Genomic DNA, 21,027 nt, shown 5'->3' with positions numbered 1-21,027 from the left:
AAAGACCGATGACGCAGGCAAATCCATCGATCCTGATCGTCATTCCCTGCCTCAACGAGGCGGCCCATATCGGCGGCCTGCTCGACCAGTTACGGCCCGCGGCGGCACGGCTCGGCGGCCGCATCGTCGTCGCGGACGGCGGCAGCACCGACGGCACGCAGGCCATCGTCGAAAAGATCGTGGCGAAGGATTCCCGGGTCGTCCTGCTCGCCAATCCGAAGCGCCTGCAGAGCGCTGCCATCAATCTGGCGGTGGCGACCCTCGGTGAAGGCGCCGACTATCTCATCCGCATCGACGCGCATGGCGGTTATCCGGACGATTACTGCGACCGGCTGGTCGAGGAAGCCGTTGCCAGCGGCGCCGATTCGGTCGTCGTTTCGATGCTGACCGCCGGCACCGGGGCCGTGCAGAAGGCAGTCGCGGCGGCGCAGAATTCCAAGCTTGGCACCGGCGGCTCGAAGCACCGGCACATGTCCGAGGGCGAATGGGTCGACCACGGACACCACGCGCTGATGCGCGTCGCTGCCTTGAGCCATGTCGGCGGCTATGATGAGAGCTTCAGCCACAATGAGGATGCCGAGCTTGACTACCGCCTGCGCCAGGCCGGCTACCGCATCTGGATGAGCGGCAGGACACAGATGGTCTACTATCCGCGCTCGACGCTGAAGAGCCTCTATTTCCAGTATCTCGGCTATGGCCGCGGCCGCGCCAGGAATGTGCTCAAGCACCGCATGGTGCCGAAGGTCCGGCAGATGATCCCGCTGCTGGTGGCGCCCGTGGTGGTGCTGGCCCTGTTCTCCTTCGTCCACTGGCTGGCGGCGGTGCCGTTCCTTTTGTGGGCGGCGGTGTGCCTCGGCTACGGCCTGGCGACGGCGGTGCGCCAGCGCAACGCCAGCATCGCGCTGGCCGGAGTCTCGGCCATGGTCATGCATTTCGGCTGGTCCGTCGGCTTCTGGCAGCAGCTTTTGACGCCGCGCTCGCAGCGCAAGGTGGCGTGATGGCCGGCCGCTCGATCGACATCTGCATCTGCACCTTCCGCCGGCCGGAATTGGCCGACACGCTGCGCTCCGTCGCCGCCCTGGAGAAGCCTGAAGGTTTGGAGGTCGGCATCGTTATTGCCGACAATGACGACGAACCAAGCGCCCAGAAGCTGGTGAAGGCGCTGGCCGAGGAATTGAAGCTGCCGGTCCGCTATCGCCACGCGCCGGCGCGCAACATCTCGATCGCCCGCAACGCCTGCCTGGACGCCAGCGTGTCGGACTTCGCCGCCTTCATTGACGATGACGAGACGGCGTCGCCCGGCTGGCTGGTCGAGTTGATGGCGACGGCCGATGCCACCGGCGCCGCGGCGGTGCTTGGGCCGGTGCGGGCGCATTATCGCCAGGACGCGCCGGACTGGATGCAAAAGGGCGATTTCCACTCGACCTTGCCGGTCTGGTTGCGCGGCGAGATCCGCACGGGTTACACCTGCAATGTGCTGCTCAGAACGACCGACGCAAGCCTGCGCGGCCGGCGCTTCAGCCTGGCGCGCGGCCAGACCGGCGGCGAGGACACCGAGTTCTTCGATGCCATGGTCAAGGCCGGCGGCCGCATCGCCTTCGCGCCGCAAGCCTTCGTCGACGAGGTCGTGCCCGACGCCAGGGCCGCGTTCGACTGGCTGCGCCGCCGCCGCTTCCGCTTCGGCCAGACGCATGGCCACCTGATCGGCCGCGGCGCCGGCGGCATCCTCCGTGCCGGCCAGGTCGGGCTGGCTTCGGCCAAGGCCGCTTACTGCTTCGGCATGGCTGTTTTGACCGCGATCAGCCCGGTGCGACGGAACCGCAGCGTGCTGCGCGGCATTATGCACGTTGGTGTCGTCTTCGGTTTGGTCGGCGTCCGTGAAATCCGCCAGTACGGCCTCACTTCGCCAGAACAAGGGAACAAGCGTGCAGCCTGACGTCAGCTTCGTCATCGCCGCCTATAATACGGAGGCCACTCTCGACCGCGCCATCGCCGGCGCGATCGCGCAACTCGGCGTCACCGTCGAGGTTATCGTCGTCGACGACCAGTCGCGCGACGGCACGCTTGATGTGGCGCGCGCTTACCCGGAAGACATCGTGAAGGTGGTTGCGCTGCCGGAGAATCGCGGCCCAGGCGGCGCCAGGAATGCCGGCCTCGACCTCGCGCGCGGCCGCTGGGTGGCCGTGCTGGATTCCGACGACGCCGTTCTCCCTGGCCGTATGGCGGCGATGATCGCGCGGGCGGAAGCGGTCGGCGCCGAAATTGCCGTCGACAATGTCCAGGTGGTGCGCGAGGACGGCACGCCCGACGACACCATGTTCCCGGCTGACTATCTGGAAACGCTTCGCGAAATCTCGCTGGCCGACTACATCGCCGGCAATCTGGTCTTCGAATCGCGCTTCAATCTCGGCTATCTCAAGCCGGTCTTCCAGCGCCGCTTCCTCAACGACAACAGGTTGCGTTACGACGAGAAGCTGCGCATCGGCGAGGACTACATTCTGCTGGCAAGCGCGCTGGCCAGCGGCGGCCGCTGCGCGGTCGAGCCGACCGTCGGTTATGTCTACCATATCCGCACCGGATCGATCTCGCGCGTGCTCGAATTGCACCACGTCGAGGCGATGACTCGCGCCGACGCCGCCTTCGCGGCGGCATATCCCATGGACAGCACCGCAAAGGCGGCCTTCGCCAGGCGTGGCCGCAGCCTGCGAAAGGCTGCGTCGTTCCTGTCCCTGGTCCAGCACATCAAGGCGCGCGCGCCGCTCAAGGCGATAGGCGCGGCGCTCAGGGATCCGGCCGCGATCGGGCATATGTCGATGCCGATCGCGGTGCGGCTGAGAAGGGTTGCGGCAAAGGTTCGCCGTGGGGGCGGGGAGATGAAGCATGCGGGCGATTTGATAGCCGGCGACAGATAGAAATCTTTTTCTCTCAGAAGGAAGACCAGATGCAGAAAGTCAGGAAGGCAGTCATCCCGGTGGCGGGGCTCGGAACGCGGTTCCTGCCGGCAACCAAGTCGATGCCGAAGGAAATGCTTCCCGTCGTCGACAAGCCCGTCGTGCAATATGCCGTCGACGAGGCGTTCGAGGCCGGCATCGAGCACATCGTCTTCGTCACCGGCCGCAACAAGGCGGTCATCGAGGACTATTTCGACCTGCATCCTGAACTGATCGGCACGCTGGAGCAGACCGGCAAGAAGGCGCAGCTCGAATCGCTGGAGAGCCTGCTGCCGGTGGCCGGCGCCACCTCCTTCATCCGCCAGCAGTCGCCGCAGGGCCTCGGCCATGCCGTATGGTGCGCGCGCGACGTGATCGGCAACGAGCCCTTCGCGCTGCTGCTTCCCGACATGGTGTCCTTCGGCGCGCGCGGCTGCCTTGCCGAGACCGTCGATCTTTATCAGCGGACTGGCGGCAATGTGATCGCCGTCGAGCGCTGCGACCCCGCCGAAACCAGCAAATACGGCATTGTCGGCCGCGGCGACGAGGTCGGCTCCGGCTTCCAGGTCACTGAGATGGTCGAAAAGCCGGCGCCCGCCAAGGCGCCGTCGAATTTCTACATCAATGGCCGCTACGTGCTGCAGCCGGAAATCTTTGCCCTGCTCGGCAATCAGCAGCGCGGCGCCGGCAACGAGATCCAGCTCACCGATGCCATGGTGCGCCTCGCCCAGAGCCAGCCCTTCTATGCCCAGCCTTTCGATGGCCGCATGTTCGACTGCGGTTCCAAGGAAGGCTTCATCGAGGCCACCATCGCCTTCGCCCTGGCACGCGACGACATGAAAGGCCCTGTCTTCGAAATGCTGCAGCAATTTGTCCGGTCGCATGAGCGCCGGGAAGTAGCCGCATAATGCCCATCTTTTGGGTGCATATGCGAACTCGCGATGGCGCGACAGCCACTCAAGCGCCCGGGCCTTCAGGCCCGGCGCATCCTGGCAACAACGTTGCGCGGTCTTTTCTGGTCACGACGCCGATCTACCAAGGCCGATAGCGCCTGCAACCTGGAATTGGACCGAACATGAACTATGCCAACTTCCCTCTCGACAAGAGGATGCCGTTGCCCAGTGCCGATCAGGAGAAGGGTGAAGACTTCATCGATGTCGAGCGTCTGCTTGGCATGGCCGCCCGTCAGGCCAAGGTGGTGGCGATCTGCGCCGCCATCGGCCTGTTCCTGGGCGTGATCTATCTGCAGACCACGCCCAAGCAGTACATGTCCGTGGCGAGCGTCCTGATCGACGAGGGCATGAACAAGGTCATGGACGACATCTCGGCTGCCAGCGCCACGCAGCAGACTGACGCGACGATCCTCAGCCAGATCGAGATCCTCAACTCGGCGCGGCTGGCGTCGGAGGTGGTCGACAAGTTGAAGCTCGACCAGAACCAGGACTTCATGAGCCCGCCCCAATCGGCTTTGGCCAAGGGCATCGGGTTCCTGCGCGGCATCGTCGCCTATTTCCGCGGCAACGCCGCCGATCAAATCCCCGGCATCCAGAATGTCGATGCCGCCACGCGTGAAGCCATGATCAAGACCGCGACCCACGACTACGCGGTTTATATGCTGCAGACAGGATTGTTGGCGGATCGCGTCAGCCGCTCCAACGTCATCAGCATCGGCTACCAGGCCACAAACCCTGCACTCGCCACAGCCATCACCAAGGCCTATGCGGACGCATATCTCGCCGACCAGCTCAACGCCAGCTTTGACGCCACCGAGCGCGCGGCCGTATGGCTGCAGGGCCGGTTGACCGAATTACGCGAAAGCTCGCAGGCCGCTTCGCTGGCGGTCGAGAAGTTCAGGGCCGAGCACGGCCTTTCCGCCAACAGCGACGGCCAGTTGCTGAGCGACAAGCAACTTGCCGACCTTAACGCCCAGCTCATCGTCGCGCAGGCCGATACGGCTCGCGCCAGCGCCCGCTACCAGCAGTACAAGGCGATCGTCGACAGCGGCTCGGAAAGCGCTTTCAACGATTCGGCCATAGCGGCCGACCAGCCGAGCAGCTCGGTCATCATCGGGCTCAAGACCCGCTATCTGGCCATTGCCAAGCGCCTGCAGGACGTCGAGACCAATTTCGGCAAGGATCACCCGCAGGCGGTCGCGCTGGCCAAGGAAAAGGCCGATGTCGCGGCGCAGATTTTCGGGCAGCTGAAGCAGATCACCGAAAGCTATCGCAACGACTTCGAAGTGGCGCAGACGCGCGAGACCGCGCTTCGCGACAAGATTTCCACAGCCGCCGGCAAGAGCTCGATCGACAACCAGTCGCAGGTGAAGCTGAAGGAACTCGACCAGCAGGCGCAGGCGCTGACCACGCTCTACCAGACCTTCCTCAGCCGCTACGAGGAAGCCTCGCAGCAGCAGTCCTTCCCGGTCGGCAAGGTCCGCATCATTTCCGACGCCACGATGCCGCTCGCGGCCTCGGGCCCTCGCACCATGCGTGTGCTGGCGCTGTCGCTGGTGCTCGGCCTGATGCTCGGCGCCGGCTTCGGCGGTCTCAACGAGTTCAACGAGCGCTTCTTCAGGACGGGCGAGGATATTCGCGATCGCGCCGGCCTGAAATTCCTCGGCTATCTGCCGACGATCGGCGGCGGCAGGGCCAAGGATTCCAAGGCCGAAGACCTGCCGGCCGACGGCAAGGTGGCCAGCCTCTCCTCGGCCGAGAGGCGGGCGCGCATGCGCGTCAGCATCGATGCTCCGGCTTCGATGTTCGCCGAGACGCTGCGCAACGCCAAGATCGCCTTCGACGTCGTGATGGAGGATCGCGGCAGCCGGGTGATCGGCGTCATTTCGGTGCTGCCGGGCGAAGGCAAATCGACAGTGGCCGCGAATCTCGCCGGCCTGCTTGCCGCAAACGGCGCCAAGACCTTGCTCGTCGACGGCGACCTGCGCAATCCAGGCTTGAGCCGCAGCCTCGGCATGGAGGCCGAACAGGGCCTGATGGAAGCGGTGGTCAACGGCCAGACCTGGCAGTCGGTCGGCAAGGTCGACCGCCAGACCAAGCTTGCGATCATTCCGGCCGTGCTGCGTGGCCAGTTCTCGCACACCAGCGAGCTGCTGGGCTCGGCCGGCATGCGGCGCTTCATCGAGAACGCCAGGGAGACGTTTGAGTACATCATCGTCGACCTGCCGCCGCTTGGACCCGTGGTCGACGCCAAGGCCTTCGCGCCGCTGGTCGACGGCTTCGTGCTGGTCACCGAATGGGGCCGCACGCCGCGTAACATGGTGCGCTCGATGCTGGAATCGGAGCCCTATATCGCCAACAAGGTGATTGGGGCGGTGCTCAACAAGGTCGACCTGAAGAAGCTCGTGAGATACGGCTCGCTCGGCGGCTCGGAAAGGTTCTTCGACCGCTACTCGAGCTATTATCTGGAGAAATCGGAAGCGCGCGCCAAGCGGGCTGCCTAGCTGGGATTGTTGTGCGCCGGAGACGAGGATCGATGCGCGGCAAGCGAGACGATGGCCTCACGGATCCAGCGCTGGCCGCTGTGTCCGTGACCGCGCTCATGCCACACCATTCCCACCGCAAAGCCTTCGACGGGAAATGGGCAGTCCATCACTTCGAGCTTGTTTGCGGAGCCGCGCACCAGCCGTTCCGGGACGAGCGCGACGAAGTCCGAATTGGACACGATCTCGGGGACGAACAGGAACGATGCCGCGGAGAGCACCACGTTACGCTTGTATCCGAGAGCGGCCAAGGCACTGTCCACGGGCGTTGCGAACCCGCCGCCGCCCGGGGATACCACCACCTGCTCTAACGCGGCAAACTCGGCGACCGTGATCCCTTCCCGCAGCCGCGGATGCGCCTTGCGGCCGATAAGCACGTAGCGCTCATCGAACAAGTGTCGAGCGCGAAGACCTGGCGGGGCCTCCTGCGGCGTCATCAGTGCCAGATCCACATCGCCGCGCGCCATCTGCGCTTCCAATTGCGGCAGGTCCAGATTGCGTATCGCAACGCGAACGCCCGGTGCCCGCGTCCTGAGCTCCACGACTAGCGGCTTGATTACCGCGGCTTGCAGATAGTCTGTGCAAGCAATCGCGAAGGTCAGCTTGGCCTTAGCCGGATTGAAGTTCCGATGCGACGTGAGCGTGGCTCGAACCCGGTCGAGGGCTTGGCGCAACGGATCGAGCAACTCCATTGCCTTGACCGTCGGCGTCATCCCTCGCTGGGCAGGGATTAGAAGTTGGTCGTCGAACTCCTGCCTGAGACGATTCAGTTGGGCGCTTACGGCCGGCTGGCTGAGATGCAGTCGGGCAGCCGCCTTCGTGACGTTGCGCTCGATCAGCAGCGTTTCGAGGGTAACCAACAGGTTGAGATCCAGGCGCTTGGTATCCATGAAATGGATAGTACCTGAACATTTTTAGAATTTCAAAAATACCGCGAAAGACCCGAAATACTTCTCGATGAAGCGGGAACCGCTCTCGGCACGCCCGCTGTGCTCGTCAGCCGGACACCGACCGGTTTCAATCTGAGAGACAGGAGAACCAACATGAGCCAGAAAGATACTGCCAAACCTCTGATCACCGTTGTTGGCGCCTCGAGCAAGCAGGGCCGTAGCGTCGCCAACGCGTTGCTCGACAGTGGGCGTTACCGGGTACGCGCGCTGACACGGCGCCTTGACAGCCAACCCGCGCAGGCCTTGGCGCGGAAGGGCGCCGACGTCGTGGTCGCGCCCCTTGAACTCGGCAGGCGGGCCGAACTGACCGAAGCACTGAAAGGTTCGGCCGGGGCGTTCTTGATGACGCCGCCGATCGTCAAGGTGCCGCCTGCGGAACCCGAACTCAACCTCGGCAAGGAGTTGGCCGATGCAGCAGTGGCCGCGGGCGTCGAACACGTCGTGTTCAGTGGGCTCGAAAATGTCGAGGCGATCACCGGAGGTACCAAGTGGGCGCCACATTTCACGGACAAGGCAAAGATAGAGGATTACATTCGCGGCCTGCCCGTACGCAGCTCGTTCGTGTACCTGGCGTTTTACTACACCAACTTCCTGGAATACTACGTTCCGCAAGGCGGCGAGGACGGTATAGATTTTGCCATATACCTGCCGCCCGATACCCCCATGCCCTTCTGCGACCCGCTCACTGCGGCGGGTCCAGCGGTGCGCGAGATCTTCGATCACCCCACGCGATACGCCGGCGAGGTTCTGCCGGTAATAGGCGAGTTTATCTCGGCGCAGCAAATGGTGGAAACGTTCGCACGGGTCACCGGCAGGCGCGCACGCTACGTCTCGGCGTACTCGCGCGAAGACTTGTTGCGCCATTTTCCGGGTTTCGCCGGCGACGAGTATCTCGTGCGCGAATTGGTGGGCATGGTCGAATACGCTGTCGAATACGGCTACTATGCCCCCGGGCGCGATCTGACGTGGAGTCGGAAAATCGATCCGAATGCCCTGACCTGGGAACAGTTCCTCAAGCGCAGCAAATGGCAGGGCGACCTGCTGTCCTACGGTGTCGCCGAGACTGAGCTCGCGCCGACCTGAGGAGCAAAGCTGCGCTCTCTTCAATCCCGTGAGGACAGCAGCCGGCCGTATTTGCCGACGATCCTGAGCGCGGTAAGCCGCCCCGTCTCGAAGGCGCCGGTGTCGATGTCGAGCCGGCGCCCCTCGAGCGTCGGGACGTCGACGATCGTGTGCCCGTGCACCACCCAGCGGTCGAGCCGGTGTGCCGCCTCGAAGAACTCCTCGCGGATGTTGAGGAGGTCGTCCTCGTCCTGCGCCTCCAGCGCTATGCCGGGCCGGATGCCGGCATGCACGAAGACGAATTGGTCGGAGCAGACCATCGCCGGCAGCGCGCGCAGGAAGTCGACATGGCTGGCGGGAATGGCCTCGCGTATGCGCGCGTCCGCCTCGGCGCTCGACCCGTAGAGGCTTATCAGCCGGTCGGGGTCGACGCCGTAGGAGAACAGGGTCTCGCGGCCGCCATAGCCGAGCCAGGTTTCACGTGACAGATGACCGTCCAGATAGAGGAGCAGCGCGACTTCATGGTTTCCCACCAGGCAGACGCGCTGGAAGCCCCTCGGCGGCGGCGCCATCAGATGATCGACCACGCGCCGCGAATGCGGCCCACGATCGATATAGTCGCCCAGCATGATGATGATCTTGCGGCCGCGGAACCGCTGTGCGTCGAGCTCGATTTTCTGTTCCAGCGCGCGCAGTTCTTCATGACAGCCATGCACGTCGCCGATCGCATAGACGATCGTGTCGCGCATATCCATGACAAGGCGCTCACGCGGCGCGGGTCGAGGACGTCTCGATCGTTGGAACAGGCTCACGGATTGAGGCTCGGATACTTGCACTGGTTTGCGCCTCGATATCATGCCGAATGCAAACAATTCCACACCGGCGCGATCGGCAGTCGTGTCAGGCGGCCTTCGATCGATAACGGAACAGGGTGTGGTCGAGCTGCAGCCGGATAGGGGGCTCGGCCGCGATCAGGAACACCTGCACGCCGACCCAGCCGGAGCGAACAAAGGCCATTTTCGGAATGGGGCGGGATGCCGCCGGTCGCGCGTGCCGAAATGCTGTCGGGGAAAGCCCAGACCCAGAAGCCATAGTGATGGAACATCACCACGGCGGCAGCCAGGAATCGCAGAATGTCGACGCCGCCAAATGTCGTTTTGAGCTGAGCCATGCCGTGCTTTCGGTATGGCCCCCCGAACGAACTTTAAAGTCCGCTGCTGCGCTGCACAACAAGCGATTGCAGGGCAGGACAAATTGGTTAATTCGTCGTTAACGCGGCCCGTCTGCTGGGCAGCTACACTCCGATGCCGCGTCCCTTCAAGGCCGCCGTGATCTCGTCGAGGATCACGGGATCGTCGATGGTTGCCGGCATCGTCCATTCCTCCTTGTCGGCGATCTTCTGCATCGTGCCGCGTAGGATCTTGCCGGAGCGTGTCTTGGGCAGCCGCTTGATCGTCACCACGGTCTTGAAGGCGGCAACCGGTCCGATCCGCTCGCGCACCAGCCCCACGACCTCGCTTTCGATCGCGCCGGTGTCGCGCGCCACGCCCGCATTGAGCACGACGAAGCCCAGCGGCACCTGGCCCTTCATGGCATCGGCAATGCCGATGACGGCGCATTCGGCGACATCGGGATGCGCCGCCAGCACCTCTTCCATGGCGCCGGTCGAGAGCCGGTGGCCGGCGACATTGATGATGTCGTCGGTGCGGGCCATCACATAGAGATAGCCGTCCTCGTCCATCATGCCGGCATCGGCCGTCTTGTAATAGCCGGGGAATTCTTCGAGGTAGGCCTGGCGGAAGCGGGCGTCGGCATTCCACAGCGTCGGCAGGCAGCCGGCGGGCAGCGGCAGCTTGACCACGACATTGCCGAGCGTGCCGCGCGGCACCTCGTGCCCGGCATCGTCGAGGATGCGGATGTCGTAGCCTGGCATCGGCACGCCGGGCGATCCGTATTTCACCGGCAACAGCCCAAGCCCCGCCGGGTTGATCGTCATCGGCGAGCCGGTCTCGGTCTGCCACCAATGGTCGATCACCGGCCGGTCGAGCTTCTGTTCCGCCCATTTGATGGTCTCGGGGTCGGCCCGCTCGCCGGCGAGGAACAGGGTGCGGAACTTCGACAAATCGTATTTCGACACGAACTCGCCCTTGGGGTCCTGCCCCTTGATGGCGCGGAACGCCGTCGGCGCGGTGAACAGCGCCACCACGCCATGCTCGGAGATCACCCGCCAGTAGGTGCCGGCGTCCGGCGTGCCGATCGGCTTGCCCTCGAACAGCACGCTGGTGCAGCCATGCAGAAGCGGCCCGTAGACGATGTAGGAATGGCCGACCACCCAGCCGACGTCGGAAGCCGCCCAGAACACTTCGCCCGGTTTCACGCCGAACTCATTGTCCATCGTCCATTTCAGCGCGACCATATGGCCGCCATTGTCGCGCACGATGCCCTTCGGCTGACCGGTCGTGCCGGAGGTGTAGATGATGTAGAGCGGGTCGGTGGCTAAAACCGGCACGCAGTCCACATTGGCGCCGGCAGCGCGCTCGCGGGCGACCGCGTCGGCATAGTCGATGTCGTAATTGTCCTTCATGTCGCAGCGCAGCTGCTCGCGCTGCAGGATGAGGCAGGCGTCGGGCTTGTGCTTCGACATCTCGATCGCCTTGTCGAGCAGCGGCTTGTAGGCGACGATGCGACCGGGCTCCAGGCCGCAGGAAGCGCTGATGATCAGCTTCGGCTTGGCGTCGTCGATGCGGGTGGCGAGCTCATGCGAGGCGAAGCCGCCGAACACCACCGAATGCACGGCGCCCAGTCTTGCGCAGGCGAGCATGGCGATGGCCGCTTCCGCCACCATCGGCATGTAGATGATGACGCGGTCGCCCTTGCCGACGCCGCGGTGCCTGATCACCGAGGCCAGCGCGACCACCTCGCGCTTCAGTTCGGCATAGGTGAATTTCCGGATCGTGCCGGTGATCGCGCTGTCATGGATCAGCGCCAGCTGGTCGGCGCGGCCGCCGGCGACATGGCGATCGATCGCATTGTGGCAGGTGTTGCAGGAAGCGCCGACGAACCAGCGGCCATAGACGCCTTCCGTCGGGTCGAAGACCTTTTCGGCGGGCGTATACCAGTCGATCGCCTTTGCCGCTTCGGCCCAGAACCCTACGGGGTCGCGTTTCCAGCCCTCATAGACTTCACGGTAGCGTGAGGCCATCGACATTCCCTCCCAGGACATTTTGTCGTCTGGGAATAGCCTAAGTCGCTTTTATAGGCCATGTCTTCCTGACTTTCGTCGATATCGCCGGCAAGCGTCCGTGTCCGGCGCCGCCATTGCTGTCGCCGCTCTTACTGTCCGCGATATAAGCCGGCTTAAAGCGGCAGCGCCGCCAGCATCAGCCCGACACCGCCCGCGATCAGGATAGCCGCCGCCAACGCTTTCCGATGGCGCTCGAACGCCGTCGGAGCCCGTTCCCAATTGTAACGCATACAATATCACTCCCCAAAGCCCGGCGGACTCATAGCTTACGCAAGGGCAGGAAGGCAATAACCTCGCTAATATTCGCCTCACGCCGGGGGCGCCCAGCACGGTCGGTCGTCCACTCCGCCGGTCCATGGCGATGGACAGCCTCGCGGTGCCGCGCTATCTGCTCCCGGGCAAAGGGGAGCGGGTGCATGGCTGAGATTGGTTCTGAAACGGTGCTTCGGATGGCGGACGACGCGTCGGTGCAGCATGTCGGCGATGGCGCCGTCGTGCTGTTGGCGCGCAGCGGCCAGCTCTACACCTGCAACGACACGACCGAGGCCTTTCTCGACAAGGTCGATGGCGCGCGCAGCCTCGACCAGATCATCGACCTGTTGTCGGACGAATTCGAAGTCGACAAGGCAACGCTCGATCGGGATATGGCCGAATTGGCCGCCGAGCTGGTGGCTGAAGGCATCCTCGCGGGCGCGTGATGGCCGACGGACCTCTTTTGCGCGTTCTTTTTTGTGCCCATTTGTGGCTCAGCGCCAGGCTGCTGCCGGTGCTGGTCGGCCGGCGCGATTTCGAAAGCGTGTTGAAGCTGGCGCCGCTGCAGTCCCCCGCGCTCTATCGCGACCTGCCCTGGACCTACATCGTGCAGCGCGTCAACCGAACGGTGCGGCGGCCCTGGTTCATGCGCGACCGCAGATGCCTCCGCGAGGGTCTGCTCGGCTTCCGCTTTCTGCGCATGGCCGGTCTCGATCCGGAGCTGCGTTTCGGTGTCGACGCCAAATCGATGCACGAACCCCGACTGTCGGCGCATTGCTGGGTCTGCCTCGACGGCAAGCCGGTGGTCAGCGACAGTCAGCCCGGCATGGTGGAGATCTACCGCCACCCGCCCAGCGTGAAAGCGTCCGCTGCTTGAGCGACCGGACCTTCTTCTACGACCTCAAAGGGCAGGTCATGAGCGTCACCGCAGCCCGCGCCGACCTCTGGCCAAGCTTCGATTTGATGCTCGGCGCCCTGCGCGTGAGCGAGCCCGTCCAGCCCGGCTTTCGCGTCAACATCGTCGAGACCCCGCAGCTGGAGGAGAACCCGGAAGGAAAACTCGCTTTCGACGGCGAAGTGCCCTTCGATGGCCATTGCCGAATGATCGACGCCGGAGACGTCTTCCACCTCGTCTTTCCAGGCCAGCAGACGCTGTCGATCCGCGACGCGGAGGGCTGCGCCGAAATCCGCGTTCATCCAGACAGCAAGATCAAATGGACGCTGCTGATGATGGCGCTGGATGCCGCGCTCGATGCCGGAGGGCAGCACATGCTGCACACGGCCGGCCTGACGCTGCCGGGCAGCGAAGCGCTCGTGCTGATCCATGCGCCGAGCGGCACCGGTAAGTCGACGACGTCGCTGGCGCTCACCTCGCGAGGCTTCGGCCTCTGTTCCGACGACGTCATGATCCTCAGGGCGACACAGGACGGCGTCACGGCCTGGGGCATGCCGCGCAAAGTGAAGATCCATCGCCACACCGCAGCGATGCTGCCTTTCGTGTCGCCCTGCCTTGGCGAGACATGGGATGCGGAGGGCGAGCAGGCCGTGTCGCTCGATCGCCTTGGCGAGATCATCCGCGTCGAGGATGTTCGCGCGAGGCCAGTCGCGGCGCTTCTGCATCTTGCCCGCTCGACCGACGGCGAGACAAGGCTCGTGCCCATGCCGAGGACCGATGCCATGGTGGCTTTAGCCTCCGACAATGTGAGGACCGGCATGACCGGCCTTTTGCCGCTGCAGAAAAGGCGAATGGCGACGATCGCGGCATTGGTCAAGACGGTGCCGACCTTCACGCTGGAAGTGGGCGCGAGGCCAGTCGAAGCGGCGCAGCTGGTCCGCGCAGCGCTGCGTCAGGCCGGATAGGGCCGCGCCCGCGCCAGCCTCTGCACCCAGCGGAAGGCGTCTCGGCTGAGGCGCGAGCGCAGCTTCTCGCGCGAGTTGACACGCAGCAGCATGTTGCCGGTGATCAGCCACTTCGCCAGCCTTATCGAAAGGTCCGGCTTGATGCGATCGGCGAGCTCGATCGCGCGCGGCGCGTCGAACAGGCGTCCGGTGACGTTGAGGACCGTCGCCAGCTCGAGCTCGATGCCGGTCATACGGGCGGCCTCGAGCAGCCGCGCTTCCTCTTCCGGCGATCTCAGCGCCCGCACGCCTTGCAGCACGTCGACGCAGAGCTGCAGCCGGTGGAATTTGTGGCCGCCGGCAGCATGGACGATGCCGATGGTCAGCAGCGCGGCCGGCGTGTCGGTTTCGCCATTATCGATCGCCTGCAGCTCGCGGAAGCCGAGCGACAGGCGCCTGCGCATGCCGGTGTCATGCACCAGATTGCCGTGCAATTCGATAAGCAGGCTGGAATTCTCTTTCTCCAGCCATTTGAATTCCTGCAGCGTGTGTGACTCGGTCTCGCCGCTGCCGAGCACGAAGCCACATTCGGCGATCGTCCTATTGGCCGCATCGATGCTGGTGGGGTCGACGAGGATGTCGATGTCGGTGAACGGCCGGTCGGCAAGCTGGCGGTAGAGCCTGCGCGCGAACACCGGTCCCTTGACGATCCGGGCCGGAATGCCTTTCGCCGCCAGCGCCTTCATGATGCGGTCGCCGTGATATTGCAGCAGCATCGACTGCCCGGTTGCCGTCGTCGCCTGGTCGCGCAACTCGGCAAGCTTCCGCGTCAGGCCCGCGTCTTTCGGCAGATTGGCGTCGCTGCGTTCCCTGAACTTGCGCAGCACGATCGGCAGCACGCCGTGGAATTCGGCATTGGCCAGCAGCGCCAACAGGTCGCCTGCGGAAACATCCTTATCCCAATCGGCTGGCGCCTCGGGGTCCGCAAGGTTGATCAGCAGTTTTTCCTGGGCAGGCGAAAGCTCGGGCAGCATCGTTCAGGCAGCAGCAAGGTTTCGCGCATGCTTGCCAGAAAAGCACCGGGGAAGCCAGCGACGGCGAGAGCGGTTCACCGTTTCAGAGAAACGCAGAACCGCTCTATCTCATTGTTTTGGCGCAATTCCGGACGGAAAACCGCTTCGCACTTTGCTCTACATCCCCCAGCGCAGCGCAGCCGTGTGCACCGGAGCATCCCATAGGGCCATCATGTCATCGTCGAGCACGGTGAGCGTGATCGAGCATCCAGCCATGTCGAGCGATGTCACATAGGAGCCGACGAGCGAGCGGATCACCGTCACGCCCTGTCTCTCGAAGATTCTGCGGGCGCTGTTGTACATCAGATAGAGCTCCATCGACGGCGTGCCGCCGAAGCCGTTGACGAACAGCAGCGCCGGCCCCTTGGCGCGGTCGCCCAGATCGCCGGCGATCGCCGCGCAGACCTCCTCGGCGATGGCGTCGGCGCTCTTCAGCGCGTCGCGCCGCCGGCCGGGCTCGCCATGGATCCCGACGCCGAACTCCATCTCGCCGTCGCCGATCTCGAAGGTCGGCTTGCCGGCGGCGGGCACCGTGCCGCTGGTCAGCGCCACGCCCATCGAGCGCGTCGCGGCGTTGACGCGGTCGCCCAGCGCCTTGAGCGCGGGCAGGGCCATGCCCTTCTCGGCCGCGGCGCCGACGATCTTTTCCACCACCAGCGTGCCGGCCACCCCGCGCCGCCCAGTCGTGTAGGACGAGTTCTCGACCGCGACGTCGTCATTGGTCACCACCTTGAGCACGCCGTCCGCCATCTCGGCCGCCATGTCGAAATTCATCACATCGCCTTCGTAATTCTTGACGATGAACAGGCAGCCGGCGCCGGTGTCGACGGCTGCAACGGCCGCGAGCATCTGGTCGGGCGTCGGCGAGGTGAAGATCTGGCCGGGGCAGGCGGCGTCCAGCATGCCGTGGCCGACCAGCCCGCCATGCAGCGGCTCATGGCCGGAGCCGCCGCCCGAGATCAGCGCCACCTTTCCGGGTTTCAGCTCCTTGCGGCGGATGAATTTGTGATCGTCGCCAAGCACGAGGATATCGGCATGAGCCGCCGCAAAGCCGTCGAGGCTTTCGGTCAGCACCGTCTCCACCGAATTGATGAATTTCTTCATGGCAGTCCTCCCATGCTCCCCGCTTTAGCCGCTGCCCTTGCCGGCGATGCTGGTTATTTTCTGGATGAAGTCGTTGATCGCCCGGTCGAGCGCCGCGTTCTGCTTGTCATCGCCGAAATCCGGCACGATCAGCGAGACATGGCGTGTCCTGCGCGGCCCGGACGCCGCGGGCGCCTTGCCGGGATGCGCCTGGTGATAGGCGGCCATGAACTGGTCGCGCTCGGCCTGGCTGAAATGGCAGACGGTAAAGATGGAGGGCAGATGCTTTGACGGGATCGGGATCGAATAGGCCGGGCTGGAAATCTGCGTGACGAAGCTGCGGTGCTTGCCGAGCGCGTCGGCCAGCCGCTGGCGCATGCCGGACGGGCGCTGGTCGATGACATGCGACAGGATCGTCTTATAGGCGCGGATCGCCTCTTCCGATCCCGGCTCCGGTGTCTTGGCGAGCTCGGCCATGCGCCTATACCGCCGCGTCCGCGATGGCAGCCTTCGCCATCGCCAGTTGAGCAGGGGCGACCGAGAGGTCGCGCAAGCCGGCGTCAAGCAGCGCCGGGATGGTTGCAGGGTCGCCGCCGGCATCGCCGCAGAGGCTGACCGGAATTCCCTTCTCCAGTCCGAAGGCGGCAACCGCCGCGATCAGCCGCAGCACCGCCGGCTGTCGAACGGAATTGAGATGCGCCACGGCTGCGTTGTCGCGCGCGGCCGCCATCACATATTGCGTCAGATCGTTGGAGCCGATCGAGAAGAAGGCGACATCGGCGAAATCCTCCGGCGCCAGCGCCACGGAAGGCACCTCGACCATGATGCCGAGCGGCGGCAGCTTGTGCGCCACGCCCTTCGCGGCAAGCGCGGCCCGTTCTTCCGCAAACAGCGCTGCGGCTCGGGCATATTCGTCAGGCGTGGCGATCATCGGGAACATCACCCTCAGATTGCCGTGGATGGCGGCGCGCAGCAATGCCCGGATCTGCACGCGGAAGATATCGAGCCGCGCTAGTGACAGCCTGATGCCGCGCAGGCCGAGAAACGGATTGGTCTCTTCGACGGTGAACCCCGGCACCGGCTTGTCGCCGCCGGCATCGACGGTGCGGATGGTCACCGGCTTGCCGCCAGCCCATTCCAGCACCTTGCGGTAGGCGTGGTATTGCGTCTCCTCGTCCGGCAGCGTCTTGCCGAACAGGAATTCCGTCCGCATCAGGCCGACGCCGTCGCAAGTTTCGATTTGGATGCCTTCGACATCGGAAGGATAGGCGATGTTGACTTGCACGCGCACCGCTGTGCCGGCCTTGGTCACGGCGGGCGCCGTCAGGAATGTCTTCGCCGCGCCCAGTCGGTCGGCGAAGGAGGAGGCCGATTGCCGGAAGGCTTCGGTCTCGGCCGGCGACGGTGAGAAAATGATCGCGCCATGTTCGGCATCGAGGAGCGCGTCGCCCGTGATCGGTGCGGCAGGAGCGTCGAGACCGACAACCATCGGCACGCCGCGCGAGCGCGCCAGCATGGCGACATGGCTGGCGGTGCTGCCAGACTTGAGGGCGATGCCGCCGCCTTCGCTCCAATCGGTCTCGAGGAAACGCGTCGGCGCGATATCCTCGCCATAGAGGATCGCGCCCGGGGGCGCCGCGGCCTCGTTGTCCTCGCCCAGCGCCCGCAGCACCTGGTCGCGGATGTCGCGCAGATCGGCGGCGCGGGCGCGGAAATAGTCCTGGTCCGACGCTTCGTAGCCGGCGATCTCGCCGTCCAGCGCCGCACGCCATGCGGCGTCCGCCGGCTGCCCGGAGCCGATCGCCGCCAGGGCCGGACCGCTCAAGGCATCGTCCTCCAGCATGGCGATGTGAAATTCGAGGATGCCGGCGGCCTCGCCGTCGGCGGTTTCGACTAGCGCCGCCAGCCGGCCGACGGCCTTGCCGATTGCGCTCACCAGTGCGGCTTGTTCTTCCTCGGCGCTCGCCTTGGCCTTGTAGCTGGCCGTAGGCTGGTCGAGGTCGAACAGCGGGCCTTCGGCATAACCGGGAGAGGCGGGGATACCCTCAACCCGCATGGCCCGCGTCCCTTGCAAGCCCATGGGCATGCAGATCGGTCTCAAGCGGACCGGGCATGATCCGCATCCTCGTCGAAGTCACGCTGCACCAGATCGACCAGCGCTTTCACCGCCTGGGTCGCGCCGTCACCCTTGGCGCGGATGTGCAGCATGGTCCCTTTCGGCGCCTTGGCCGCCATCACCTTGACGATGCTCTTGGCGTCGAACCAGGGGCCATTGGCGGCCACCGCGACCTCCACCTCGGCCGCGAACGTCTTGGCAAGCTTGGTGAACTTCACCGAAGGGCGCGCATGCAGACCCACCGCGTGGGTGATCAGGACCGTTGCTTCGGCGGATGCGGACATTCAGTCGGTTCCTGTTCGTTCACGACGGCGACAATTCATGCGCCGTCGCCACCACTTCCTTGAGCGAGGCGCCGCCGGAGGATTCGGTCGCGGCCATCACCGCGCCCTCGACGATCGGCGCGTTGCAGACGATGATCTTGTGCGAGCGCGGCTCGCCGATCATCTCGACCGCCATCTCCGAATTGGTCTCGGCGCCGCCGAGATCGACCAGGATGGCGACGCCTGCTTCCGACCAAGCCTTGTCGATCGCGGCCATGATCGCCTCGACGCTGGTGCCGAGCCCGCCATGGCCGTTTCCGCCGCACCATGCAAGCGGCACTTCGTCGCCCACCATCTGGCGCACCATGTCGGCCGTGCCCTCGGCAACCAAGGGCGAATGCGACACGATGACGATACCGACATTGCTCATCAATTGCCCTCTATCGCTTCCGCCACCGCGCGCACCAAAAGCGCGGTCGAGCGCGCTCCGGCGTCCATATGCCCGATCGAGCGCTGTCCCAGGAAGGAAGCGCGCCCGCGCAGGGCCTTCATCGGCACCGTGGCCTCGGCCGCCTTGTCCGCCGTCTTGGCGATTTCGCCAGCCGACTTGCCTTGCGCCAGCGCCTCATACACCGGCTGCAGCACGTCGAGCATGGTTTTTTGGCCAACCTGCGATTTACCCCGCGCGGCCACCGCCTCGATCGCCTTGGCCAATGCCGCCGTCAGTCCATCTCGATCGGGTGCCGCCGGCAGGTCCTTGCCGAGCGCCATGAACAACGTGCCGAACAGCGGCCCGGAGGCGCCGCCCACGGTCATCACCAGCTTGGTGCCAACCGCTTTCAGCGCCTCGGGCAGCGGCTTCGCCGCGAAGGCGTCCGCTTCGGCCCGAACGGCCTCGAAGCCGCGCTTCATGTTCAGCCCGTGGTCGCCGTCGCCGATCGCCTGGTCGAGCGCGGTCAGTTCCTCGGCATGCGCCGCGATCGTATCGGCCGCCGCCGCGATCAGTCTGGAGAAATCGGCCGCGGCCATTGTCCGTCCTTCACGCCGGGGCGAACAGCGCCGCCACGGCAGCGAAAACTTCGGCGACCGCGAAGGCGCCGGGATCCGCGACGTCGAGCTGCCTGCCGATATAGGCGGAACGGCCGGCCTTTGCCTTCTGCATCGCGGCGGTCGCCTCGGCGCCTTGCCGCGCCGCACTGGCGGCCGCTTCCAGCCCGCTTGCGTCAAGGGCTTTCAGCGCCGGCTCCAGCGCATCGACCATCGTGCGGTCGCCAACCTTGGCGCCACCATAGAAGGTCATCCGGTCGAGCCCTGCGAGCAGGGCCTTGCCGAGCGGCGCGCCGCTGCCGAGCGATTGCGACGCGGCGGTGAAGAAGATCGACAACAGCACGCCGCTGGAACCGCCCATCGAGGTGCCAAGCGTATCGCCGATCGCGGCGGCGGTTGCCGCCTTGTCGGCAAGCGGCAGCGTGTCGATACGCTCGAGGATGCTGCGCGCGCCCGTCGCCACGGTCGAGCCGGTGTCGCCGTCGCCAGCCTTGGCGTCGAGGGCGTTGAGCGGCTCTTCGAGCGCGATCAGCTTCTGGCAGACGGCCTTGATCAGCCGCTCGGCGGCCGCATCGCGGCTGGCGGGCTTTGTGGCTGTGCCGGTGACAGGCTTGGCCATCGCCACCACGACCGGTGCGCGAACCGGCTTTGCCGGCAGCCAGGCATGCGGGCCGACGGGCGCCAGCAGCGCTTTCTCGCGTTCCGCATCCAGCTTGATCAGCGACAGCGAGAAGCCGTTCATGTTGAGCGCGGTCATCAGGTGTCCGGGTCCGATCGTCAGCGCCACCGCCTTCGCCAGCGGCGATGACAAGACGGCATTCGCGATCAGCGACATTTCGAGAGGCGGCACCGATCCGAGATTGTTGACCAGCAGGGCGTAGCGGCTGTGCGGATCGAGCCGCGCCGCGAGGCGCTCCGCCATGATGGCGACCAGCTTGCTGGCGGCCTCCAGGGCGATGCGCTCGACGCCGGGTTCGCCATGGATGCCCAGTCCGAGCTCGCCATCATCCGCGCCGAAGCGCTCCTCATGCGCCTGTCCGGGAATAGAGCAGGAGGAGAGCGAGATACCCAGCGAAACGATATCCTTGGCCGCCACGCGGGCCGCCGCGGCAACCAAGGCCAAGTCATGGCCGGATTCCGACAGGTGCCCGGCGATCTTGTGCACGAACAGCGTGCCGGCGACGCCACGCGGCTGCGCGATGTCCGGCAGAGCGATATCGTCGGCGACGATCACCATCTCGACCGCGAGGCCTTCGGCACGCGCCTTTTCCGCCGCCAGTCCGAAATTGAGCCGATCGCCGGTGTAGTTCTTGACGATCAGGAGGCAGCCGGCGGGGCCGGTCGTGGCGCGGATCGCCGCCAGCACCGCCTCGACGCTCGGCGAAGCAAAAATCTCGCCGGAGACGGCCGCGGTGAGCATGCCGGCGCCGACGAAGCCCGCATGCGAGGGTTCATGCCCGGCGCCGCCGCCCGAAACCACGGCCACCTTGGTCTTGTCCCAGTCGGCGCGCAGCACGACCTTGATCTCGGGATAGCCGTCGAGGCGGGCGAGCGTGCCCGACCCCGCCGTGGCGAGGAAGCCGTCGAGCGCTTCGGTGACGATCGAGTCCTTGCGGTTGAAAAAGTGCTTCATGGATTTCGTCCAGTCCGTATCTGCGATCGTGCGAATATA

At 65.2% G+C, this 21,027-nt stretch carries 21 protein-coding genes; 9 read left to right on the top strand and 12 right to left on the bottom strand.

Features of this window, described 5'->3' with window-relative positions; translation table 11 throughout:
• Positions 1-8: 8 nt before the first annotated feature.
• The 5 genes from EN852_RS18325 (at position 9) to EN852_RS18305 (ending at position 6,387) form a co-directional block, all read left to right on the top strand.
• Positions 9-998, top strand: coding sequence for a glycosyltransferase family 2 protein (locus EN852_RS18325; RefSeq protein ID WP_127876408.1), 990 nt, complete (start codon positions 9-11; stop codon positions 996-998).
• Positions 998-1,936 carry a glycosyltransferase gene (locus EN852_RS18320; protein WP_127876319.1) on the top strand — a complete coding sequence of 313 codons (939 nt, stop codon included), beginning with the start codon at positions 998-1,000 and terminating at the stop codon, positions 1,934-1,936. The genes EN852_RS18325 and EN852_RS18320 overlap by 1 nt, the downstream gene beginning before the upstream one ends.
• Positions 1,926-2,912, top strand: coding sequence for a glycosyltransferase family 2 protein (locus EN852_RS18315; protein WP_127876318.1), 987 nt, complete (start codon positions 1,926-1,928; stop codon positions 2,910-2,912). Before EN852_RS18320 ends, EN852_RS18315 begins: the two co-directional genes overlap by 11 nt.
• A 29-nt stretch (positions 2,913-2,941) precedes the next feature.
• Positions 2,942-3,838, top strand: a complete 897-nt coding sequence (galU, locus tag EN852_RS18310) for a UTP--glucose-1-phosphate uridylyltransferase GalU (protein ID WP_126063026.1) — start codon at positions 2,942-2,944, stop codon at positions 3,836-3,838.
• Between the two features lie 167 nt (positions 3,839-4,005).
• Complete coding sequence (locus tag EN852_RS18305; RefSeq protein WP_127876317.1) at positions 4,006-6,387, top strand: polysaccharide biosynthesis tyrosine autokinase; 2,382 nt, start codon at positions 4,006-4,008, stop codon at positions 6,385-6,387.
• On the opposite strand, the gene EN852_RS18300 is transcribed toward EN852_RS18305, so the two are convergent.
• Complete coding sequence (locus tag EN852_RS18300; RefSeq protein WP_127876316.1) at positions 6,384-7,316, bottom strand: LysR family transcriptional regulator; 933 nt, start codon at positions 7,314-7,316, stop codon at positions 6,384-6,386. The genes EN852_RS18305 and EN852_RS18300 overlap by 4 nt on opposite strands.
• 153 nt (positions 7,317-7,469) lie before the next feature.
• Between EN852_RS18300 and EN852_RS18295 the strand changes: the two genes are divergently transcribed.
• A complete protein-coding gene (locus EN852_RS18295; RefSeq protein WP_127876315.1) occupies positions 7,470-8,459 on the top strand; it encodes an NmrA/HSCARG family protein in 990 nt (329 codons plus the stop codon).
• A 20-nt stretch (positions 8,460-8,479) separates the two neighbouring features.
• On the opposite strand, the gene EN852_RS18290 is transcribed toward EN852_RS18295, so the two are convergent.
• From EN852_RS18290 to EN852_RS18280, 3 genes are all read right to left on the bottom strand, one after another.
• On the bottom strand, positions 8,480-9,193 hold the full coding sequence (locus EN852_RS18290) for a metallophosphoesterase family protein (RefSeq protein ID WP_246694319.1): 714 nt from the start codon (positions 9,191-9,193) through the stop codon (positions 8,480-8,482).
• Positions 9,194-9,291: 98 nt separating this feature from the next.
• On the bottom strand, positions 9,292-9,609 hold the full coding sequence (locus tag EN852_RS18285; RefSeq protein WP_246694318.1) for a hypothetical protein: 318 nt from the start codon (positions 9,607-9,609) through the stop codon (positions 9,292-9,294).
• 123 nt (positions 9,610-9,732) lie between these two features.
• Positions 9,733-11,640 (bottom strand): propionyl-CoA synthetase, encoded by a 1,908-nt coding sequence (locus EN852_RS18280; protein ID WP_127876313.1) that lies wholly within the window; start codon positions 11,638-11,640, stop codon positions 9,733-9,735.
• A gap of 458 nt (positions 11,641-12,098) precedes the next feature.
• Here EN852_RS18280 and EN852_RS18275 point away from each other — a divergent pair, with 458 nt between their 5' ends.
• From EN852_RS18275 to EN852_RS18265, 3 genes are read left to right on the top strand one after another with little or no spacing between them, the layout of a single operon-like run.
• Positions 12,099-12,380: a PqqD family protein gene (locus tag EN852_RS18275; RefSeq protein ID WP_127876312.1), complete on the top strand. Its 282-nt coding sequence runs from the start codon at positions 12,099-12,101 to the stop codon at positions 12,378-12,380.
• Complete coding sequence (locus tag EN852_RS18270; RefSeq protein WP_127876311.1) at positions 12,380-12,811, top strand: lasso peptide biosynthesis B2 protein; 432 nt, start codon at positions 12,380-12,382, stop codon at positions 12,809-12,811. The genes EN852_RS18275 and EN852_RS18270 overlap by 1 nt, the downstream gene beginning before the upstream one ends.
• A complete protein-coding gene (locus EN852_RS18265; protein ID WP_246694317.1) occupies positions 12,808-13,794 on the top strand; it encodes a serine kinase in 987 nt (328 codons plus the stop codon). The genes EN852_RS18270 and EN852_RS18265 overlap by 4 nt, the downstream gene beginning before the upstream one ends.
• Here EN852_RS18265 and EN852_RS18260 read toward each other — a convergent pair.
• From EN852_RS18260 to EN852_RS18225, 8 genes are all read right to left on the bottom strand, one after another.
• Positions 13,782-14,807 (bottom strand): nucleotidyltransferase family protein, encoded by a 1,026-nt coding sequence (locus EN852_RS18260; protein ID WP_127876310.1) that lies wholly within the window; start codon positions 14,805-14,807, stop codon positions 13,782-13,784. The two genes, EN852_RS18265 and EN852_RS18260, sit on opposite strands and share 13 nt — an antisense overlap.
• Before the next feature lie 156 nt (positions 14,808-14,963).
• The gene (gene dhaK, locus EN852_RS18255; protein WP_127876309.1) at positions 14,964-15,950 is read right to left on the bottom strand and encodes a dihydroxyacetone kinase subunit DhaK; all 987 of its coding nucleotides are present in this window, start codon (positions 15,948-15,950) and stop codon (positions 14,964-14,966) included.
• Between the two features lie 24 nt (positions 15,951-15,974).
• On the bottom strand, positions 15,975-16,406 hold the full coding sequence (locus tag EN852_RS18250; RefSeq protein ID WP_127876308.1) for a hypothetical protein: 432 nt from the start codon (positions 16,404-16,406) through the stop codon (positions 15,975-15,977).
• A gap of 4 nt (positions 16,407-16,410) precedes the next feature.
• Complete coding sequence (ptsP, locus tag EN852_RS18245) at positions 16,411-17,985, bottom strand: phosphoenolpyruvate--protein phosphotransferase (protein WP_127876307.1); 1,575 nt, start codon at positions 17,983-17,985, stop codon at positions 16,411-16,413.
• A gap of 41 nt (positions 17,986-18,026) precedes the next feature.
• Entirely contained in the window at positions 18,027-18,329 is a 303-nt protein-coding gene (locus EN852_RS18240) for an HPr family phosphocarrier protein (RefSeq protein WP_127249377.1), read from the bottom strand.
• Positions 18,330-18,348: 19 nt separating this feature from the next.
• On the bottom strand, positions 18,349-18,738 hold the full coding sequence (dhaM, locus tag EN852_RS18235; protein WP_127876306.1) for a dihydroxyacetone kinase phosphoryl donor subunit DhaM: 390 nt from the start codon (positions 18,736-18,738) through the stop codon (positions 18,349-18,351).
• Complete coding sequence (dhaL, locus tag EN852_RS18230) at positions 18,738-19,337, bottom strand: dihydroxyacetone kinase subunit DhaL (protein WP_127876305.1); 600 nt, start codon at positions 19,335-19,337, stop codon at positions 18,738-18,740. The genes dhaM and dhaL overlap by 1 nt, the downstream gene beginning before the upstream one ends.
• Before the next feature lie 10 nt (positions 19,338-19,347).
• A complete protein-coding gene (locus EN852_RS18225; protein ID WP_127876304.1) occupies positions 19,348-20,988 on the bottom strand; it encodes a dihydroxyacetone kinase subunit DhaK in 1,641 nt (546 codons plus the stop codon).
• Between the last annotated feature and the right edge of the window lie 39 nt (positions 20,989-21,027).

The organism is Mesorhizobium sp. M2E.F.Ca.ET.209.01.1.1 (genome assembly GCF_004010375.2).
In the GTDB taxonomy this organism is placed as follows: domain Bacteria; phylum Pseudomonadota; class Alphaproteobacteria; order Rhizobiales; family Rhizobiaceae; genus Mesorhizobium.
This window is presented reverse-complemented; position numbering and strand designations above follow the sequence as displayed.

What these genes read in the sequence shown, in the direction of transcription:
- EN852_RS18325 (WP_127876408.1), top strand. Translation starts at nt 9, where the DNA reads ATGACGCAGGCAAATCCATCGATCCTGATCGTCATTCCCTGCCTCAAC.
- EN852_RS18320 (WP_127876319.1), top strand. Translation starts at nt 998, where the DNA reads ATGGCCGGCCGCTCGATCGACATCTGCATCTGCACCTTCCGCCGGCCG.
- galU (WP_126063026.1), top strand. Translation starts at nt 2,942, where the DNA reads ATGCAGAAAGTCAGGAAGGCAGTCATCCCGGTGGCGGGGCTCGGAACG.
- EN852_RS18305 (WP_127876317.1), top strand. Translation starts at nt 4,006, where the DNA reads ATGAACTATGCCAACTTCCCTCTCGACAAGAGGATGCCGTTGCCCAGT.
- EN852_RS18300 (WP_127876316.1), bottom strand. Translation starts at nt 7,316, where the DNA reads ATGGATACCAAGCGCCTGGATCTCAACCTGTTGGTTACCCTCGAAACG.
- EN852_RS18295 (WP_127876315.1), top strand. Translation starts at nt 7,470, where the DNA reads ATGAGCCAGAAAGATACTGCCAAACCTCTGATCACCGTTGTTGGCGCC.
- EN852_RS18290 (WP_246694319.1), bottom strand. Translation starts at nt 9,193, where the DNA reads ATGGATATGCGCGACACGATCGTCTATGCGATCGGCGACGTGCATGGC.
- EN852_RS18285 (WP_246694318.1), bottom strand. Translation starts at nt 9,609, where the DNA reads ATGGCTCAGCTCAAAACGACATTTGGCGGCGTCGACATTCTGCGATTC.
- EN852_RS18280 (WP_127876313.1), bottom strand. Translation starts at nt 11,640, where the DNA reads ATGGCCTCACGCTACCGTGAAGTCTATGAGGGCTGGAAACGCGACCCC.
- EN852_RS18275 (WP_127876312.1), top strand. Translation starts at nt 12,099, where the DNA reads ATGGCTGAGATTGGTTCTGAAACGGTGCTTCGGATGGCGGACGACGCG.
- EN852_RS18270 (WP_127876311.1), top strand. Translation starts at nt 12,380, where the DNA reads ATGGCCGACGGACCTCTTTTGCGCGTTCTTTTTTGTGCCCATTTGTGG.
- EN852_RS18260 (WP_127876310.1), bottom strand. Translation starts at nt 14,807, where the DNA reads ATGCTGCCCGAGCTTTCGCCTGCCCAGGAAAAACTGCTGATCAACCTT.
- dhaK (WP_127876309.1), bottom strand. Translation starts at nt 15,950, where the DNA reads ATGAAGAAATTCATCAATTCGGTGGAGACGGTGCTGACCGAAAGCCTC.
- EN852_RS18250 (WP_127876308.1), bottom strand. Translation starts at nt 16,406, where the DNA reads ATGGCCGAGCTCGCCAAGACACCGGAGCCGGGATCGGAAGAGGCGATC.
- ptsP (WP_127876307.1), bottom strand. Translation starts at nt 17,985, where the DNA reads ATGCGGGTTGAGGGTATCCCCGCCTCTCCCGGTTATGCCGAAGGCCCG.
- EN852_RS18240 (WP_127249377.1), bottom strand. Translation starts at nt 18,329, where the DNA reads ATGTCCGCATCCGCCGAAGCAACGGTCCTGATCACCCACGCGGTGGGT.
- dhaM (WP_127876306.1), bottom strand. Translation starts at nt 18,738, where the DNA reads ATGAGCAATGTCGGTATCGTCATCGTGTCGCATTCGCCCTTGGTTGCC.
- dhaL (WP_127876305.1), bottom strand. Translation starts at nt 19,337, where the DNA reads ATGGCCGCGGCCGATTTCTCCAGACTGATCGCGGCGGCGGCCGATACG.
- EN852_RS18225 (WP_127876304.1), bottom strand. Translation starts at nt 20,988, where the DNA reads ATGAAGCACTTTTTCAACCGCAAGGACTCGATCGTCACCGAAGCGCTC.